The 18,949-nt window shown below is 57.9% G+C and carries 16 protein-coding genes; 6 read left to right on the forward strand and 10 right to left on the reverse strand.

Annotated elements, in window-relative coordinates; all coding sequences use genetic code 11:
* Window position 1: 1 nt before the first annotated feature.
* Entirely contained in the window at window positions 2–1,126 is a 1,125-nt protein-coding gene (locus AC2TEL_RS11750) for an ABC transporter permease (RefSeq protein ID WP_480843965.1), read from the reverse strand.
* A gap of 76 nt (window positions 1,127–1,202) precedes the next feature.
* Window positions 1,203–2,153: a sugar ABC transporter substrate-binding protein gene (locus tag AC2TEL_RS11755; RefSeq protein WP_480843966.1), complete on the reverse strand. Its 951-nt coding sequence runs from the start codon at window positions 2,151–2,153 to the stop codon at window positions 1,203–1,205.
* A gap of 194 nt (window positions 2,154–2,347) precedes the next feature.
* Between AC2TEL_RS11755 and AC2TEL_RS11760 the strand changes: the two genes are divergently transcribed.
* Window positions 2,348–3,349, forward strand: coding sequence for a LacI family DNA-binding transcriptional regulator (locus AC2TEL_RS11760; protein WP_480904101.1), 1,002 nt, complete (start codon window positions 2,348–2,350; stop codon window positions 3,347–3,349).
* On the opposite strand, the gene AC2TEL_RS11765 is transcribed toward AC2TEL_RS11760, so the two are convergent.
* From AC2TEL_RS11765 to AC2TEL_RS11775, 3 genes are read right to left on the reverse strand one after another with little or no spacing between them, the layout of a single operon-like run.
* Window positions 3,346–4,479, reverse strand: coding sequence for a Gfo/Idh/MocA family protein (locus tag AC2TEL_RS11765; protein WP_480904103.1), 1,134 nt, complete (start codon window positions 4,477–4,479; stop codon window positions 3,346–3,348). The genes AC2TEL_RS11760 and AC2TEL_RS11765 overlap by 4 nt on opposite strands.
* A 12-nt stretch (window positions 4,480–4,491) precedes the next feature.
* Complete coding sequence (locus tag AC2TEL_RS11770) at window positions 4,492–5,385, reverse strand: TIM barrel protein (RefSeq protein ID WP_480904106.1); 894 nt, start codon at window positions 5,383–5,385, stop codon at window positions 4,492–4,494.
* Window positions 5,386–5,404: 19 nt separating this feature from the next.
* A complete protein-coding gene (locus tag AC2TEL_RS11775) occupies window positions 5,405–6,508 on the reverse strand; it encodes a Gfo/Idh/MocA family protein (RefSeq protein WP_480904109.1) in 1,104 nt (367 codons plus the stop codon).
* 134 nt (window positions 6,509–6,642) lie between these two features.
* Here AC2TEL_RS11775 and iolD point away from each other — a divergent pair, with 134 nt between their 5' ends.
* Genes iolD through AC2TEL_RS11800 form a run of 5 tightly spaced genes read left to right on the forward strand, consistent with a single transcriptional unit; the run spans window position 6,643 to window position 12,008 of the window.
* The gene (gene iolD, locus AC2TEL_RS11780) at window positions 6,643–8,511 is read left to right on the forward strand and encodes a 3D-(3,5/4)-trihydroxycyclohexane-1,2-dione acylhydrolase (decyclizing) (RefSeq protein WP_480904112.1); all 1,869 of its coding nucleotides are present in this window, start codon (window positions 6,643–6,645) and stop codon (window positions 8,509–8,511) included.
* Entirely contained in the window at window positions 8,511–9,350 is an 840-nt protein-coding gene (locus AC2TEL_RS11785) for a phytanoyl-CoA dioxygenase family protein (RefSeq protein ID WP_480862199.1), read from the forward strand. The genes iolD and AC2TEL_RS11785 overlap by 1 nt, the downstream gene beginning before the upstream one ends.
* Window positions 9,347–10,324: a 5-dehydro-2-deoxygluconokinase gene (iolC, locus tag AC2TEL_RS11790; protein WP_480862201.1), complete on the forward strand. Its 978-nt coding sequence runs from the start codon at window positions 9,347–9,349 to the stop codon at window positions 10,322–10,324. Before AC2TEL_RS11785 ends, iolC begins: the two co-directional genes overlap by 4 nt.
* 14 nt (window positions 10,325–10,338) lie before the next feature.
* Entirely contained in the window at window positions 10,339–11,181 is an 843-nt protein-coding gene (locus tag AC2TEL_RS11795) for a 5-deoxy-glucuronate isomerase (protein WP_480904115.1), read from the forward strand.
* Entirely contained in the window at window positions 11,178–12,008 is an 831-nt protein-coding gene (locus AC2TEL_RS11800; protein ID WP_480904118.1) for a class II fructose-bisphosphate aldolase, read from the forward strand. Before AC2TEL_RS11795 ends, AC2TEL_RS11800 begins: the two co-directional genes overlap by 4 nt.
* Window positions 12,009–12,047: 39 nt before the next feature.
* Here the strand turns inward: AC2TEL_RS11800 and AC2TEL_RS11805 are convergent, their stop codons facing one another.
* The 5 genes from AC2TEL_RS11805 to AC2TEL_RS11825 form a co-directional block, all read right to left on the reverse strand.
* Window positions 12,048–13,703, reverse strand: coding sequence for a sulfatase-like hydrolase/transferase (locus AC2TEL_RS11805; protein WP_480904121.1), 1,656 nt, complete (start codon window positions 13,701–13,703; stop codon window positions 12,048–12,050).
* A 99-nt stretch (window positions 13,704–13,802) separates the two neighbouring features.
* Window positions 13,803–15,296: an aldehyde dehydrogenase family protein gene (locus AC2TEL_RS11810; RefSeq protein WP_480904124.1), complete on the reverse strand. Its 1,494-nt coding sequence runs from the start codon at window positions 15,294–15,296 to the stop codon at window positions 13,803–13,805.
* 27 nt (window positions 15,297–15,323) lie between these two features.
* Window positions 15,324–16,181 (reverse strand): DEAD/DEAH box helicase family protein, encoded by an 858-nt coding sequence (locus AC2TEL_RS11815; RefSeq protein WP_480904127.1) that lies wholly within the window; start codon window positions 16,179–16,181, stop codon window positions 15,324–15,326.
* A gap of 11 nt (window positions 16,182–16,192) precedes the next feature.
* Entirely contained in the window at window positions 16,193–17,803 is a 1,611-nt protein-coding gene (locus AC2TEL_RS11820; RefSeq protein ID WP_480904130.1) for a thiamine pyrophosphate-dependent enzyme, read from the reverse strand.
* Entirely contained in the window at window positions 17,800–18,891 is a 1,092-nt protein-coding gene (locus tag AC2TEL_RS11825; RefSeq protein WP_480904133.1) for a pyridoxal phosphate-dependent aminotransferase, read from the reverse strand. Before AC2TEL_RS11825 ends, AC2TEL_RS11820 begins: the two co-directional genes overlap by 4 nt.
* Between the last annotated feature and the right edge of the window lie 58 nt (window positions 18,892–18,949).

An 18,949-nucleotide genomic window follows, 5' to 3' on the forward strand; every position in this document is an offset into this window, starting at 1 on the left:
ATCAACGTTCTCCGGTGATCATGCGGCGGATGTAGGTGTTCAGGACAACGGCAAAGAGCAGGATCAATCCCAGGAACACTCGGAACAACGAGCTTTCGACCCCGGCAAAAAACAAACCTTGCTGTACGACGCCAAAAATCAACGCTCCCAAGGCGGCGCCCAGCACCGAGCCGTATCCTCCGGTCAGCAAGGCCCCACCAATCACCACGGCGATGATGGCCTCGAACTCCTTGAGCAAGCCGCGATCCGCACCGGCCGAGCCGAACTCCATCACCTGACAAGTTGCGAAAATGCAGGCGCAAAAGGCGGTGAACATGAACATCTTGATCTTGACGCTGCTGACCGGCACACCCGAGTTGCGGGCAGCCTCGGCATCACCGCCCGAGGCGAAAATCCAGTTACCGAACTTGGTTTTGGTCAGAAGTATGTGACCAAAGATCACCAACCCGATCGCCCAGACGATCAACATCGGGATACCGTCAACAACGGGCTGCCCTTCGCGCGTTCCACGTTCGAATGTGTCGATGACGCCATTATCTCCCAACCACTGGAAAAACCCGGTCAGAATCTTGCCGCCGAAGATTGGGGCGAGCCAATCGCCTTGAGCGGCATCCTTGATACCGCCGATGATGGTTTTGCGCTCAATCGTTTGCGGCAGATAAATGGTAAAACCGCGCAGAATGAACAGAGAGGCCAGCGTCACGATAAAGCTCGGCAATCCGGTTTTGACCACGATGAAGCCATTGACGGCGCCGATTGCGACACACAGGGCAAAGGTAATAATAATCGCTATCCAGACGGGCCATCCCAAGGTGACCGAAAAGATCGCGATCATCATTCCCGCAAAACCGATCATTGACCCGACGGACAGGTCAAATTCGCCTGCGATCATCAGCAGACAGGCCCCTACAGCGATGATCATGAACTGTGCGGAAACCTGGCTCCAGTTCAGGATACCTTGCGCGTTGAACATGCCTGAATCCGATGCAAAGAGCAGGAACATGGCAAAAACAACGATAGTGCCGACGATACCCCCCAATTCGGGGCGGATCATGGCTTCGCGAAACCGGGAACGTTGTTTGATACGTTCATCCACTGCCGCGGTCTGTTGATTAGATCCGGACATGATCAGACCTCGTGATGTCTTGGAGTTGGGAAAAAAGGGCGGCCGGAAATCTACCGGCCGCCTTCGTTTCATTCGATCAGCGGTATTCGCCGGCGAATTGTTCAACCAGAGTCAGGCCATCGGCTGTAACGAAGCCCGGACCCGAGTTGATGTTGTTGCCCGGCAGAACGCCATAGCGGTGGTAGTTGGTCAGGATCACAACCGGCAGGTAGGCCTGCAGGAAGGGTTGCTGGTCGATGCCCCAGTTGATCACCCCACTTTTGATACCTTTGACGATCTCTTCGCCCAGGTCGAAAGTGCCAAAGTAAATGTCACCGGCCATTCCGTTTTCTTCCAGTGCCTGAATAGTGGGATCAGCCGACACCGGACCAAGGGTCAGAACCGCATCGGTATCCGGGTTGGCGGTCAGATATGCCAGCACCTTGTTCTTGACTTCCGCCGGGTCCGCACCGCTGTCCAGCATTGAATCGCCCAGATCGACACCCAATCCGTCCGCGAAGCCCTGGCAGCGATCAGCAAGGGTCGGCTGTTGGATCGAGTGGTTAACACACAGGAACGATCCCACGCCATCGCCCTTGGCACGCAGACCAGCCGCGTATCCGGCATCGTATTCCGGCTGACCGACATACATCAGGGCGCCGACCTCGCGCGCCTGATCACCGGTTCCGGTGTTCATGATGATGACATCGATACCAGAATCGACCGCATCCGAAATCGGTCCCTTCAGCACGTCGAAATCAGCCAAAGTCGTAATGATCCCGTCAGGACCCGAGGCCGCGGCCTGTTCGATGATCCGTGCCATGTCTGCAATGTCACCGGTTGGTGGGTTGCGGTATTCAACCTCAACGCCCATCTGCTCACCGGCCAGCGCGATGCCGTTCTTGATCGTGTTCCACCAGCTGTCGCTATCCGGTGCGTGGCTGACCAGAACGTATTTCTCACCTTCCGCGACAGCTGCGCTTGCAGCAATCAACGGAGCGGCGGCCACGGTCGCTGCCAGCGCCAGTTTCTTCATCAGTGATGTCATGATTTCCTCCCAGTTTCACCGTTTGTGGCGACGAGGCGGTTTCAAAACCGCTCCTCCGACTCAATTTAAAGCACATCTTGCCATTTCTTGCAACCGGTTGCAAAATGGATCAAGCCAATGAACACTGCAAAAGCGCGCGGAACGTTCTAAAAGGAGCCTGCAAGGCGACGAAAGTCGGAAAGGGAACAGAAGCAATGGCCGTCACTTTGAAAGAGGTTGCAGAACGCGCCGGGGTATCCCGGTCTGCTGTTTCGCGGACTTTTACCGATGGTGCCTCGGTTTCGGACAGGATGCGACGGAAGGTGGAAAAGGCCGCGCGCGAACTTGGCTACAGCCCAAACGCGCTTGCTTCTTCGCTGACGACCGGGCGGACGAAACTGATTGGGCTGATCTCGAACAACTTTCACAACCCGATCTTTCTGGAAGTCTTCGATCTGTTCACACGCGGACTTCAGGATCGCGGTTTGCGCCCCCTGCTGGTCAATCTGACGGATGAAGTAGACCCCGCGAATTCAGTGCGGATGTTGCGCCAGTATTCAGTGGACGGAGTTGTTGTGGCCTCATCGACATTGCCACCTGCATTTGCCAAGGCGTTCCGGGACGCGCAAATGCCGGTTGTTCATTCATTCGGTCGATCTTCCTCTGCGCCGCAGGTGCATGTGGTTGGAATTGACAACGTGGAATGCGGACGCATGGCAGCGAGAGAGCTGATACGCAGAGGCTATGAGCGGGTGGCCTTTTTGGGCGGCCCCGAAATGGCGACGTCTACGCAAGACCGCTTCAAGGGCTTTATGGCCGAACTCGAAAACCATCCCGAAATCCAGTCATCCTATTCGTTTGCCGATGCCTATTCATTCGATGCCGGGCGGAAAGAGATGTTGCGGCTGTTAAAGGACACGCCGGCCGAAGCCTATTTCTGCGGTGATGACGTTTTGTCGATCGGGGCGTTGTCCGCGATACAAGACAGCGGTTATTCCTGCCCCGGGGACATCGGGATTATCGGACTGAACGACATGGAAATGGCCGGGTGGGAGTACATCAACCTCACCACCATTCACCAGCCAATCAGGCAGATCGTGAACTCGTCCATCGAATTGACGGTGGCCATGCTGAACGAACCCGATCGCTATCCCGAAGCCCGCATCTTTCCATGCGCCGTCGTGGATCGGGGCACTTTGCGCCCCGTCCGAACTTAGCGGAACATTGGCGGGCGGGCATCCGTCCAAACCCCATTCCCTTTTGCGGATTCCACCGCCGCGTGAACAGCGGCCATAGAACGAACGCCGTCTTCTGCGCCGGGCAGCCCATCCCGATCCTCGCCCCGGATGGCATCCGCAAGATCGCAATAGATGTTTGCCACGGCCAGGGGGAACCCTTCGGGATGCGCAATTGCGACGCGGGACAGCCGCTGCGCTTCTTCGTGCAAACCGCCTTCGCCCTTCTCGATGACCTGAGTGCGGCCGCCCACAGGTGTATAGATCAGCTGGTTTGGTTGCTCGGACATCCACCGCAGGCCGCCGGTTTCCCCGAAGACCTGAATGTCAAACCCGTGCTGGCGACCGATCGCAACCGATGACGTCCACAGACGGCCAACTGTCCCACCCACCATTCGAAAATTGACCATCGCGTCATCCTCCAACTCGCGGCTGGGAATGGTCGACGCAAAATCCGAGGACAGGGATTTGACGTGATCATCACAAACAAAGCTGGCCATGTGCAGGGCGTGAATACCGCAATCGGCGAATTGCCCGGACACACCGGCCATTGCCGGGTCATAACGCCAGCGCACGCGCGGATTGTCCGCGTCCGTTGCATCTCCGTGATGGCCGTGACTGAAATTCGTGACAACCAGCCGAACCTTACCGATCTCACCTTCGCGCACCATCGCGCGGGCAAGACGCACCATCGGATAGGCGGAATAACAATAGTTCACCGCGCAGATCTTGCCCGAGGCTTCGGCGATACGCACGATCTCTTCGCCTTCCTCCACTGTCATGGTCATCGGCTTTTCGCACAGCACATTGAACCCGGCCTCTAGAAACGCCTTGGTGATTTCAAAGTGGGTCGAGTTTGGAGTAGCGACGGTCACCAGATCGATCCTGTCCGGGCGCGCTGCCTCGGCCATCAGCATTTCGCGCCAGTCACCATAGGCGCGGTCAGCGGCAATCCCCAGGCGTTGCGCGTATTCACGCCCCTGCTCCGGTCGGTGATCAAGAGCGGCTGCTGCGAATTCGAACAGGCCATCGGCCTGGGCTCCCAGGCGGTGCGCAGGACCAATCTGGCTGCCTTCACCACCGCCAATCATACCCCATTTCAGTTTTGCCATTGCCTGCTCTCCCTAGTTGAAGCCAATGGATTCAAGATATTCGCGATTGCTGCGTGCATCCCCAATCGGGTCAGGATCAAGTGTCGGGTCGCAATCCTGCTCGACCGTGCACCAGCCATGGAAGCCTGAATCCAGAAGCACCTGCCGGACAGCGGCAAAGTCTACATCGCCGTCCCCCAGATTGCAGAAGATACCCTGACCGCAGGCATCATAGAATCCGGTCCGGTTCTCGATGACATCGGCTTTGACCTTTGGGTCGATGTCCTTGAAATGCATATAGGAAATGCGGCTTGCATTCCGCCGCATGAAAGCCACGGGATCAAATCCGGCGTAAGAATGATGGCCGGTGTCAAAGCAGATCTTCAGGATCTTTTCGTCCACTTCGTCCAACAGACGCTCCAATTCGGGTTCAAAATCCATGAAACCTGCTGCATGCGCGTGAATGCCCACGGTCAGCCCATAATCTTCCGTTCCGATCCGGGCAGTTTCCGCGATGCGGTCACGGTATGCGGCCCACTCTGACTGATCCATCTGCTCGGCCTCAGATGCCCGACCCGCAGTCGGTGCGCGGCGTGGAGAGATCGAGTCAATCAGAACCAGGTGCCCGGCGCCATGCGCCTTCAGGGCCCGCGCTGTGCGATGGGTGGCATCCAACACATCCTCCCACGCGTCAGGATCGTGAAAGGCGCGAAAGACAACGCCGCCAATCAATTCCAGATCATGCTCGGCAAGTGCGTCCGAAAGGATAGCGGGGTCTTCCGGCATGTACCCAACCGGGCCAAGCTCAATCCCCTTATAGCCCGCTGCGGCACATTCCTGCAGCACCGTCTGCCACGCCGGGTTGCGGGGATCATCCGCGAACTCCACCCCCCACGAACAAGGCGCGTTGCCAATTCTCATTGTCATCTTGTTACATCTCCGATGCTCAGAAACTTTCGACATCTTTCCAAGTGCCGTCCTGCGCCGAAGCCAGCGCCGCAGAGACCACACAGTTAACCGCATGCCCGTCGCGGAAGGTCGGCCAGACCGGCCGTCCAGTCTCGATTGCCGTCAGGAAATCGCGGGCTTCGATAATAATCTGGTCCTGGTAGCCGGTCCCATGGCCGGGGCCTTGACAGAACGGCTCATAGTCCGGATGGGCGGGTCCAGTCAGAATCCTGACAAAACCGCGCGTCGCTTCGGGCCCTTCTGCCAGGTACAACCACAGGGCATTCTGGTCTTCCTGATCAAACCGGATCGACCCTTTGGTACCGGTGACCTCGTAGGCGTAGCCCATCTTGCGCCCCGTCGCGATGCGCGAGATGTACAGGTGGCCCATGACACCGTTTTCAAACCGGCACATCATCTGCCCGTGATCATCGTTTGTGACATCTCCGCCAGGGCGGGATTTTTGAACGGTTTCCACCTCGGCCGACACGCGCACGATCGGGCCAATCAAAGCCTTTGCCGCGTTGATTATGTGCGGCGCGAGGTCCCCCATCGCCCCGTTGGAAATACCTTTGGCACGCCATGTCGCAGGCGTTTGCGGGTCGGCATAGAAATCTTCAGTGTGTTCGCCGCGAAACCAGGTTATGTCGCCAATGGCACCATCCGCAATCAATTGGCGGGCATATTGGCTCGCCGGTGTGCGGATATAGTTGAAGCCAACCATGTTGACGGCACCCGATCGCTCGGCAGCGGCAACCATGGCCGCTCCATCTGAAACGGACGCACCCAAGGGTTTTTCGCACAGCACCGGCTTGCCCAGCGCAAACGCCGCCTCGGCAATGGCGCGGTGGGTCTCGGAAGGTGTGGCAATCACGATCGCTTCGACTTTCGGGTCGGCCACAAGCTCCTGCCAATCATCCGTTGAACGGAGAAACCCATAGGCCCCTCGGTACCTCTCAGCACTTTCAGCGCTTGAGGCGCAAACCATCTCGAGCCGCGGACGCAGGGCAGTGTTAAACACCGCGCCGACAGAAGACATGGCGACGGCATGAGCTTTCCCCATGTAGCCACCGCCGATGATGCCGATTCCGATCTGGGTCATCCTGCGGGCCTCCCTGTTTGGAAATTGATTTGCAACCGGTTGCAAAATTTGTATCTTGAGATTCGAAAACTCGCAAGCCGCTTTCGGCACAGCGTCAAAAATTCGCCGACACATCCCGGAGGGTTCGCAAGGACATGACGACATCAAATGATACGGTTCACCTGACCACCGCACAGGCGATAATTCGGTGGCTTTCCAACCAGTTCATTCAGATCGGCGGGCAAGAGATGCGCCTGTGCGGCGGCGGATTCGGTATCTTTGGGCATGGCAACGTGACCTGCCTGGGCGAAGCGCTGAACGGGGTCCGGGACGAACTTCCACTTTATCGTGGGCAAAACGAACAAAGCATGGGATTCGCGGCTGCTGGGTACGCCAAGCAGTGGTTGCGCCAGCGTTTCATGTTCTGCACCGCCAGCGCAGGTCCGGGAACGGCAAACCTGTTGACCGCGGCCGGGCTGGCCCATGCCAACCGTTTGCCGATGCTGATGCTGTGCGGGGACACGTTTATTACCCGCCTGCCCGATCCGGTTTTGCAGCAGATGGAGCATTTCAACGACCCGTCTTTTGGCGTCAACGATGCGTTCAAACCCGTGGTGCGCTACTGGGATCGCATCACCCACCCGGCGCAGGTGATCCAGTCCCTGCCCAACGCCATCGCAACCATGCTTGATCCGGCGGATTGCGGTCCAGCCTTCCTCGGGCTGCCGCAGGACGTTCAGGGCTGGACTTACGATTATCCGGTGAAGTTCTTCGAAAAGAAAGTGCACCGCATTCGCCGTCAGGCCCCGGATGTACGGGAAATCGCCGACGCCGCAGCGGCATTGGCGCAAGCCGAACGCCCGATGATCATTGCCGGGGGCGGTGTTCAGTATTCTCAGGCGGTGGAAGAATTGACGGCTTTTGCCGATGCACATCAGATACCGGTAGTCGAAACCATCGCCGGGCGCGCCAATATGCTGGCAACCCATCCGCTGAACATAGGCCCCATCGGTGTCACCGGTTCCGACTCGGCCAATGCGATCGCCGAAAAGGCTGATGTCATCGTCGCCATCGGCACGCGCCTTCAGGACTTCACGACTGGGTCGTGGACGGCCTTTGCCAAAGACGCGCAATTCATCTCGATCAATGCTGCGCGCCACGACGCAGGCAAGCATATGTCGTTGCCGGTTGTCGGGGACGCCAAGCTGTGCATTTCGGCGTTGGACGACGTGCTCGATTATCGTGCCTCAGACAGTTGGGTATCCACAGCACAAGCCGAGCGCAACAAGTGGGATGCATATGTTGCCGACAATGTCTCGTACGGCAATCGCCCGAATTCTTACGCACAGGCGATTGGCGTCGTAAACGAATTGTGCGACGCGCGTGACCGCGTTGTCGCAGCGGCTGGCGGTTTGCCTGCAGAAGTCACGGCCAATTGGCGCACACTGGATATCGGAACATTGGACGTGGAATTCGGCTTTTCCTGCATGGGATACGAGATCGCCGGAGCCTGGGGCGCCCGGATCGCACAAAAGCAGCGGGAACCGGACCAGGATACGATCACCTTCTGCGGTGACGGCTCCTATATGATGCTGAATTCCGACATTTATTCTTCTGTTCTCAGCCAGAGCAAGCTGATCGTTCTCGTCTTGGACAACGGCGGTTTCGCGGTGATCAACAAGCTGCAAAACAACACCGGAAACGAAAGCTTCAACAACCTGCTCCAAGACTGCCCGACAATCGCGGAACCGTTTGGCGTGGATTTCGTTGGCCACGCCACATCAATGGGAGCGGCAGCGGAAAAGGTCTCGAACCCCGAAGAGCTGGGCGAAGCCTTCAAGCGCGCGAAAGCCAGCGACAAGACCTATGTCATTGTCATGGACGTCGATCCATACGAGGGCTGGACGACCGAAGGCCACGCCTGGTGGGAGGTTGGAACCCCGCACATCACAGATGACGACACCGTTCGTCAGGCCCACATCGATTGGGAAGCCACACGCGAAAAACAACGGCGGGGCGTGTGATGAAACGGTTTACCGCTCAATCCGCGTCTGCTTCGGAAATCGTGGACGAACTGCTGAACGGCGGCGGGGCTGTCGGCATTTCGGGCCTGTTTTCGCCGCAGGACGTCGCCGAGGCCCGCGCCATTGTCATGGCCCATTCCGAAGAAGCCGCCGACAAGGTGACGCATTTCCAGGGCACAGCCGAGGAGGAGGGCAAACTGAACCTGCAAAGGCGGGTTTGGAACCTGTTGGCAAAGGGCGAAGTGTTCTCGCGCATGGCGGCACATCCCGTGCTGATGAACATTTTGCGCTCGTTTCTGGGGACCGAGTTCATCATGGGGTCGATCGCTGTCAACCGCATCCTGCCGGGTGGGCCCGGGCAGGAGCCACATGTCGACTATCCCTATTGGGATTTTCATCGTCCCGAAACGCACCCCGTTGGATTGAACGGATCGTTTCCGATGAACGCACAGGTTTCGGTGCTGTTGGACCCATTTACAGAAGAAAGCGGCGCCACGGCTTATGTTCCGGGATCGCAAAAAGAACTACGCTACCCTGGCCCCGACGACGGATTCTTTGAGCGTTGCGAACGCATGACAGGCGATCCCGGCGATGTGGCTCTGTTCTATGGTGTGACGTGGCATTGTGCGATGCCAAACCGATCAGATCATGATCGCAGCGCCATCCTGATCCAATACCTGCCCAAATGGGTTAAACCGATGGAAGACATGCCCGCTGCTCTGCCGCAAGAGTTCTTGCAGAAAGCCAGCCCCGACATGCGTCAGCTGCTGGGAATGAACTACCCCTACCCCGAGGTTCTGGACGCTGCGAAAGCTGGCAATACGGAGGGCCGTGCATGAATCTGGTGGACGGAATAAAAGGCAATCGCTTTGCCGTTTTTGGCCGCGCGGGCATGGACCTGTTCGCCGATCCGATTGGCGTCAAAAGCGAAGACGCCGGAACCTTTCGCGCCGATTTAGGAGGATCGTCCGCCAATATCTGTGCGGGACTCGTCAAACTGGGCAGCGCGGCGGCATTGGTCACTTCGGTGTCGGATGACGCCGTGGGGCGGTTCTGCCTCAACCGGCTTAAGGACTACGGTGTCGAGACAACCTATGTCCGCTCGGCGGGCGGAGAAGCACGCACCTCGCTTGCGGTCTATGAAAGCTGCCTCGAGGATTTTCAGAATGTTATCTATCGCAACGGGGCTGCTGATTTTCAGGTCACCGACGAAGACATGGATGCGGTGGATTATTCCGCCTACACAGCATTGATCACCGCAGGCACCGTCTTTGCTGCCGAGCCATCGCGATCAGCCACATTCCGGGCGTTCGAAAACGCGCGCAAGGCCGGGCTTCCGACTATTTTCGACATCGACTACCGCCCGTATTCCTGGCCTTCGCCGCAGATTGCCGCCGACGTGCTATCCCGCGCAGGGGCAGAAAGCGACCTGATCGTCGGCAACGACGAGGAGTTCGGTTTTATGGCCGGCGGAATCGAACAAGGTCTGCAAAAGGCGCGCGAACTGGCCGCGCAGGGGCGCATGGTCGTCTACAAGATGGGGCACAAGGGGGCCGTTACACTGGTGGACGGGCAGGAAATCCGGACCGGTATCTACCCGGTGACAGCGGTCAAACCCAACGGGGCCGGTGACAGTTTTCTGGCCGGCCTCTTGGCGTCAATCGCTGCAGGGCACGACCTGCGTGACGCTGTTTTACGCGGATCGGCCTGCGCATCGATCGTTGTATCTAAACCCGGCTGTGCCGGAGCCATGCCAACAACTGCCGAACTCGAGTCCTTTCTGGCCTCGCACCCCGGCCCGACCGAGTGCTGAACAAGGAGACGCACATGCATATCGCGCCCTACGACAACCAGAACAGACCGATCGTCGATGTCGATCACGATCTGGTTCCCCTGAACTACTTCAACATCATCAAGCTTCGCCGGGGCGAAACGTTCGATTATGCAGTGCCGGGTTATGAAACCTGCGTTGTGCCGGCGACGGGTACAGTGACCGTCGATGTCGATGGCTCAGTCTACGAAAGCCTCGGCAATCGCACCGTTGACGTCTGGGATGGCGAACCCGAGGGTGTCTATGCCCCGGTCGGGGCCAAAGTTCGCATAACCTGCCAGTCCGACGAAACCGAAACATTCATTGCCGGTGCGAAATTCGACAAGGTTCTTGAACCCTTCGACGTCCGCGCCGACGATCTGGACGTGGTGCAATACGGCTCTGACGACACGAAAACACACCGCAAGATCAAACACATCCTTGGTGCAAACCACCATGACAAGGTTGGTCGCCTTCTGGTGTCCGAGCTTTACACCGTTGGTGAGGGCGGCTGGTCCGGTTTCCCTAGTCATAAGCACGACACCGACCGCCTGCCCGATGAAACGCGGCATGACGAGACCTACAATTTCCGGTTCAAGCCAAACTACGGTTCCGGGCTGCAGATGTTGCAGCGTGAAGACAATGAACCCGGTGACGCCTATCACGTTGTGGACGGCTCGACCCTGTGCATCGACAAGGGATATCACCCCTGCGCGGTTCTGCCGGGGTACCAGATGTACTACTTCACCATTCTGGGCGGGCTCAGCCAACGCAGCCTGAAGCAGTATTTCCAACCCACCCATGCCGAGCAATTGCATACCATTCCCGGTATCATGGACATGGTGGCCAAGTTCAAATGAGTCTGGCGACGTTATCCGAAGTTCTGCAACCGGCTTTGCGGGGCAATTACGCTGTTGCCGGTTTGGTGACACTGGGATGGGAGGACATGCGCGCCTATGTGGCGGCGGCCGAGGCCGAAGGCGTGTCGGTCATCCTGCAGGCAGGTCCTTCCTGCCGCGAACACACGCCTCTGCCCGTATTGGGTGCTATGTTCCGACATCTGGCCGAACATGCTTCGGTCCCTGTTGTCGCTCACCTGGATCACGGTTACACGGTCGAGGAATGTCGCGAAGCGATCGACAGCGGATTCAGTTCAGTGATGTTTGACGGCTCGCGCAAGCCCTTGTCCCAAAACATCGAAGAAACGGCTGCGATTGCCGAAATGGCGCGCGCCGCCGGTGTTTCTTGCGAAGGTGAAATCGGCTTTGTGGGCTATTCGGGCGGCGAAGGCTCGGCCGGAACCGATCCTGACGAGGCAGCGCAGTTCGCCAGGGAAACCGGCGTGGACGCAATGGCAATCTCGGTCGGCAACGTTCACCTGCAGCAGGACAAGGAAGGCGGGCTCGACGAACCCCGCATTCGCGCCATCGAGGCCATCACCGAGGTTCCCTTGGTGATCCACGGCGGTTCGGGCGTCCCGTCCGCCCAACGGCAGGCGTTGGCGCAGCGGTCCAAAATCTGCAAGTTCAACATCGGGACCGAGCTGCGCATGGCCTTTGGCAATGCACTGCGAGAGGCCGTGAACGCAGATCCTGCGAGGTTCGATCGGGTCCAGATCCTGAAAGAGACACATGACCCGCTGGTCGCTGCAACCCGTCGGGTGTTGCGGGACTTCAAAGCGGCCTAAGCCACTGTATTTTTTGTAAATTTTGGAAACCAAGGACGCCTAGCGCATGTCCTTGGTTTTCTTGCCCACATATTTCGCCGTCAGTTCGGGCGGAAGTTCGTTCTCGTCCCAGACGCCAATCAACACGCCTGTGCCGCCCTTCTCTTCCCGCATGGCCACAAGGTCTTTCTTCGACACGGTCGTGCGCTGCGAGATACGTCGCGACCAGGCCCCCAACCGATCGTACATGTCCCTGACAATGTCCTGATGATCGGCCGAGGCCCCCAGATCGTTCAACTCATCGGGATCATTTTCCAGATCAAAAAGGATGGGCCGGTGATCGGTCTCGAAGTGGATCAACTTCCATTGTCGCGTCGCAACCATGTAGACCATGGCCTGATCCGGCGATGCACCCAGAAGGGCAGCCTCGTTGTTTGTTGTATAGTCCACCTCGCAAAAAGCCGCCTCGCGCGCCGTATCTGTCGAGTTACCGTGCAGGATCGGCAGCAAGGACTCACCTTCGAGGATGTGATCCGCCACGTCGCCCCCAGCGATTTCCAGGAAAGTGGGTGCAAGATCGATGCTTTCGACCAGCGCGTCGCATACCATTCCGCGCGTTGCATCTGCCTCGGGAGAAGGATCGAAGATGATCAACGGCACCCGGATCGACGTCTCGTAGAAGAATGACTTCTCGCCCAGCCAGTGATCACCAAGAAAATCGCCGTGGTCCGAGGTCAGCACGATCATCGTGTCTTCCATACGTCCGGTTTCTTCCAGCCATTTGAACAACACGCCCATCTGATCGTCGACCTGTTTGATCAGGCCCATATAGGCGGGCACCACGGTGTTGCGCACCTCATCCCGCGAAAACGCCTGACTGACGCGGCTTTGCATGAAGGCATCCAGCACGGGGTGGGGGTTTTCACGTTCGGCTTCGGACCGCGCGGCAGGAAGAACATGTTCAGGCCCGTACATATCGTTGTAAGGGGCCGGAACGATGTACGGCCAATGCGGCTTAATATAACTCAGATGGCAGCACCACGGGTCTTTTGCTTGCTGGATGAAATCCATACCCCTTTTTGTCAGGTAAGGCGTTTCGCTGTCGTCTTCGGCAATATTGGCGGCCCGAGAAGCATTCTTCATGAACCACCCCGACAGGACATTCCCTTCATCGTCGATGCCCGAGTTGGCATGGTCGTGCCAGGGATTGTCAGCCTCATAGCCTGAGGCCTTTAAATAGGCATTGTACTTCAGCGCGCCATCGGGGTCGTAGAACCCCTTGGGTCCTTCCGGACGCATCCCATCATCACGTTCGAAAACGTCAAACCCGCATTCGGCGATCCGCGCGCCGATCACAGTGTCTTTGCTGATCCCCAGACGCTCCATCCCCTCGACGTCCGCAGACATATGCGTCTTGCCGACCAGCCAGCATCCCATCCCCGCATTTCTCAGGTGATCGCCAAGTGTTACCTCTCCCACTTTCAAAGGGATGTTATTCCAGGTCGCCCCGTGGCTGTGGGCATAGCGCCCGGTATAAAAGCACATCCGGGAAGAGCCGCAGATCGGGGACTGGATATAGGCCCGGGTGAACCTGACGCCCATGCTGGCCAGACGATCGATATGAGGGGTGTGCAGATGAGGATGCCCGTAACAGCTCAGGTAATCCCAGCGTAGCTGGTCAAACATGATGAACAGTATGTTTTTGGCCTTGGGCATTTGCGTCTCCGTCTTCTGGACCCCACATGAGGGGCTCTCAGGTGGTTCAGGGCGAGCCTTTCCACATTCGCCGCACTTTGCACCGCAATTCGCCCAACATCAAAGCTGTATCCACGTCGCCTTGAGGTTTTCATACTTCTCCAGCGCATGCAGCGACTTGTCGGACCCGTTACCCGATTGCCGGACCCCGCCCAACGGCGACGTGATATCCGAGCCCGAAAAACAATTGACGTGCACCTGCCCCGATTTGATCTGCCGCGACAATCGGTGCGCCCGTGACAGGTTGGACGTCCAGACGGCAGATGAAAGCCCGAATACCGTTTCGTTGGCGATCCTGATTGCCTCTTCCTCGGTGTCAAAGCTCCGGGCAGCCAGCACCGGGCCGAAAACCTCGTTTTGCACGATGCTCATGTCTGGCGTCACGTCCCGCAGAACGGTGGGTTGATGATAGAAGCCTCCGGTTTCGGGGAGCAAAGCATTGCCACCGGCACACAAATCCGCCCCTTCGGAAAGCGCCAATTCCACGGCCTTTTCGGTTTTTTCCAACTGCGCTGCATTGGCTAGCGCGCCGGTCGTGTACTCAAGCTTCAAAGGGTGACCAACTTTCAATGCTTCGGCATGTGCGCAGACCATCCCAAGAAACTCGTCATACACGGATCGTTCCACGGCCAGGCGTGAGGCCGCGACACAAACTTGTCCGTTGTTGCGAAAGATCGAAGCCGCCGTTTGGGCAGCCGCGACTTCCAGATCGGGCGCGTCCGCGAAAACCAGATTGGGTGATTTTCCTCCGAGCTCAAGATAGACCCGCTTGAGGTTGGATCGTCCAGAATACTCCATCAGTTTCCGCCCGACGACACCCGAACCGGTGAAGGCAATAACATCGACGTCCATATGCAGACCCAGCGCCTCACCCACAACCGGGCCGCGACCATTTACAAGGTTCAAAACACCCGGCGGCATCCCGGCCTCATGTGCCAGTTCCACGAATTTCGTCGTCGACAGGCACGCGTCCTCCGAAGGCTTGATCACCACGGAATTCCCCGCAGCCAATGCAGGCGCGACCTTCCACGCGCCGATCATCAACGGGAAGTTCCAAGGAATGATCACACCAACGACGCCGACAGGTTCCTTATGGATCAGTGACAACACATCCGGACCGGTCGGAGTAATCTCGCCCGCTCGCTTGTCGATAGCCTCGGCATAATAGCGGATCGTGGCTGCCGCGGACAAAGGCTCTCCCTTTAGTGCCATGCGGATATCCGTACCGTTATCCCGAACACCAAGTACAGCGATGTCCAGCGCTTTGGCCTCGATCAGATCCGCCCAGTTCAGGAGCACTTTCTTGCGCACCGCCAGAGGCATTGCCGCCCATACGCCCGCCTCAAAGCTCTGACGCGCGGCGGCAACGGCGCTATCGACATCCGTTGCGCTGCTGTCCGCCAGTGCGCTGAAAGGTCTGCCGTCAATCGGGCTGGTGATCTCAAGCTCTTGCCCGTTGGCTGCCGCTCTGGCCTGACCATTTATGATGTTCAATGCCTTCGAGGCCGGTGCTTGCGCAATGGCGTCAATGTACGTCTGATCCAGTTGGGTCATGCCAGATCCTTTGTCTGTATCGGGGCGTCAAAAATCCGCCCAGCCTTCGGTGGCTTTTTCCGCTGATTGCCCAGGGAACAGAACCTGCAGCCTTGCATAGGCTGCGTCGACTTCACCTGCTTCAGCGCGAATTGTGTGAATCGGAATCGTTCGCTCATAGGCAGAGCCCGTCGTCGGGAAAACCTGATCGATTGCAAGCAATTCGGTACGTCGAAACCGGCACAGGTGTTTGAAGACAGCGCGAACCACGTTTTCATCATATTGCGCGTCACGCGCGTCATCGCCTTCCAGCCCGTTCCAGCGGTTATACAGCCTGCGCGATGCAAGCCAGAGGTCGTGAACAATGTAGGGCGGCGCGTCCTTTTCTTCGTGCGCGTTGCGGGGGTTGGAAAACGTTTCGGCCCGAAATCCTTCAATTTTCTGACGTAATGCGTTCGTCGGGACGGGTACCAGGACAACGGTCTGATCTGACGACAACAGGTCCTCGATTGCGTCGTTTTCTTTGTGCAAAAGCTCGATAAAACGCCCACCAATAACGGGAAGCTCGATGACCACAAGGTGTTTCGGGTCCGGATGCGTTTCCTGCCATTTTTGCAAGCCCTGACGCACCCACAAGCCAACAGCCTTTCGCACACCGGGGTGAGTGAGGTTGTCGATTTCAGGATAAAGCGCCAGCCATTTCGATTTTTCGAAGGCCTGCCGGGCGTCGTCCCACTGCATCGTGTGGACAGCACGACCAGCTTCCCCCGCAAGAATTGTAAGCTGCTGGAACAGCAGGCTTTTCCCGGTCCCCGGCAAACCCGCGATGAAAACGACGCGGGATTTGGCCGCCGCGTTCAGCGTCCGGCGCAAATCCGACCCGTCAGGTATTATACAGTTGCTCAATCCGGATCTCCTCAGCGGAATTGATCGACACTTGGCATGTCGTCAAAGGGCACCTCGATCACTGTGGGCACGTCGTCCGTTGCGATGCCCCGCGCAATCGCAGACCGCAGTTCGGCCGCGTTGGTCGCCCGCATGGCCTGCGCGCCAAAGCTCTCGACCATGCGGCAGAAATCAGGATTGACCAGATCAGTTGCGATGACACGGCCGCCATAATTATTTCTTTGCATCTGCTGCACATTGCCGAACTGATTGTTGTTGAACAACACCGTCACCAGCGGAATCTTATGCTGTACCGCGGTTGCCAGCTCTTGCACGCCGAACATGAAACCACCGTCACCTGTGATCGAGATCACGGGCACATCCGGGCGGGCCACTTTGACGCCCAGCGCAGTTGGGAAACCGTAACCCAGCGTGCCCTGATATCCGGTCGAGATATAGGCGCGCGGGTTGTAGACCGGATAGACGATGCGGCTGGCAAAGCCCACCTGTGTCAGCTCGTCGACAAAAACCCCCTCTTCTCCCAACTCTTCCCGAATGACATTCAGATAGGTGATCTGCGGTTCGAGTATGGCGGAGCGTTTCGCCCAATCCGCCTTGGCCTCAAGCAGCTCATCCTGACGAGAGGCGCGCCGGCTATTGTGGTGTTCAAGCCGCTCCAACAGGAATGGCACTGCGGTTTCGGCGCGCGAAGTAACTGCGATTTTTGGGTGCGCAAAAAGCTCGTGAGTATTGGGGTCGGTATCAATCCGGATAATATCCGGTTGATGCCCCTTGACCCATTTGCCCATCGGCACCCGCATGTTGCTGCCGATTGAAAGAACCACATCCGCCTTGTCCCACAGGGGCCGGGCCGCGGGCAGATGCAGGGAATACGGGCTGCGTGCATCCACAATCCCCATCCCGGTCCGGTAGCCCACAACAGGCGCCTGCAATGCTTCGGCGAGCCTACGAACGGCCGGGCTGGCGTCCATTGCTCCGCTGCCGACAAAGATCATCGGTGTTTCCGCCTGTCCTAACAGCGCGGCAGCCCGGTCCAGTGCCTCTTCATCCAGCGGTGGAATATCGGGTTCTGCCGATTTCTGGTTCAGGTCAACGGGCCCTTGCGCGGCCAGAATATCCATCGGTATTTCCAGGCCGACCGGCCGAGGGCGGCCGGATTCGATCTGGCGAAACGCCTCGTTGATCAGAACGGGAATACTTGCGGGATCATTGGCCCTTGCCGCCCATTTTGTCAGGTTGCCAAGGATTTGCAGTTGCCCCTCGATCTCGTGCAACTCACCCATCTTCTTACCGATCTTGTGCGATGAGATTTGTCCGGTCAGGCAGAAAACCTTGGCGTTCAGTGCATATGCGGTGGACAGGGCGGCAGTTGCGTTCAGCAATCCCGGCCCCGGAACAACGTTGAAAACCGATTTGTCCCCCGTCGCCAGCGATGCGCCAAGCGCCATATAGGCCGCGCCCTGTTCGTGCCTTGTATGAATGATCCGGAACTTCGCCCGATGGTCGTAGAAGGCATTATACAACCAGTCGTTCTGCACACCCGGCAGACCAAACACTGTTTTCACTCCGTGATTGTGGAGCGAGAGAACAGCCGCTTCACCGCCTGTCATAACCTGCGTCATATTTCTGTTCCCAAAACTGATTGCAGCGCAGCCAGCAGCCGCTTGTTGTCTTCGGGTTTGCCCACCGTAGCTCGGATATGATTGGGCAGGTTGAACGCGGGCCGGACCATGACTGCCTGCTGGACCAAAGCTTTCGTAAGGCTATCTGCATCATGACCAGCGGGGCATCGGAACATCACGAAATTGGCCTGACTTGGCGTCGTCTGCAACCCAAGCGCCTCGAGAGCCTTTGCCAGTTTTGGACGTTCGGCGTGGTTGTTCTCAACGGTTCGAGTAAGATGCTCCGCATCGCCCAACGCCGCGATTGCCGCTGCCATGCCGGCCGAGTTTATGTGAAACGACCGTTTCAGGCGCTGAATTCTGGCGACCATTTCAGGACGGGCAATCCCATATCCAAGGCGCATTCCAGCCAGCCCGTAGGCCTTGGAAAAACTATGCACAATGACGATATTGCGCCCGTCTTTGACGTGACGACTTGCGTCCGGCAACCCCTGATCAGTGGCGAACTGGTAATAGACCTCGTCATAGATCAGGGTCACGTGGTCGGGCAGCCTGTCGATGACAGCGGTCAAAGTATCCTCCCCAAACCACGTGCCGGTAGGGTTGTTCGGATTACACAGATAAACCAAACGGGTCTCGGGAGTGACTGCGTCCAGAAGGCCTTCAACATCGACTGCATAGTTCTTGCCGACAAGCTCGACCATGCGAACCGTTGCGGCCTTCTTATTCAAGGATGCCGCGTAAGCACCGAAACAAGGGGGGCAAATGATGGCTTCCGCGCCATCCGCAAGGATCGCATCTTCGATCAGGGACAGAACTTCGACACCGCTGTTCGCTGCGAAAAAGTGCTGGGGGGTCAGGCCCCGCCCATGAAACTCCGCCAGCGCCTCGCAAAGCGCGGAGTCATTGCGCTCGGGGTACAGGTTGGCCTCTTCAATCGTGGCAAGCGCCGCTGCGACGGCTTTGGGTGATGGGCCAAACGGGTTCTCGTTTGACGAGAGCTTGGTAACCGGCTTCCCGTCAGTTAGCGTTGCTACCTCTTTGGCCGACAAGCCCGCCTTGTATTCCGTTGATGTTACATCATTCATTCCGTACGGCGTCCTCTGTTCATAACCGGCGCATGTTTCCATTGGCTGCGAAACTAAC

The sequence above is a fragment of the Ruegeria sp. HKCCD9138 genome, assembly GCF_057220975.1.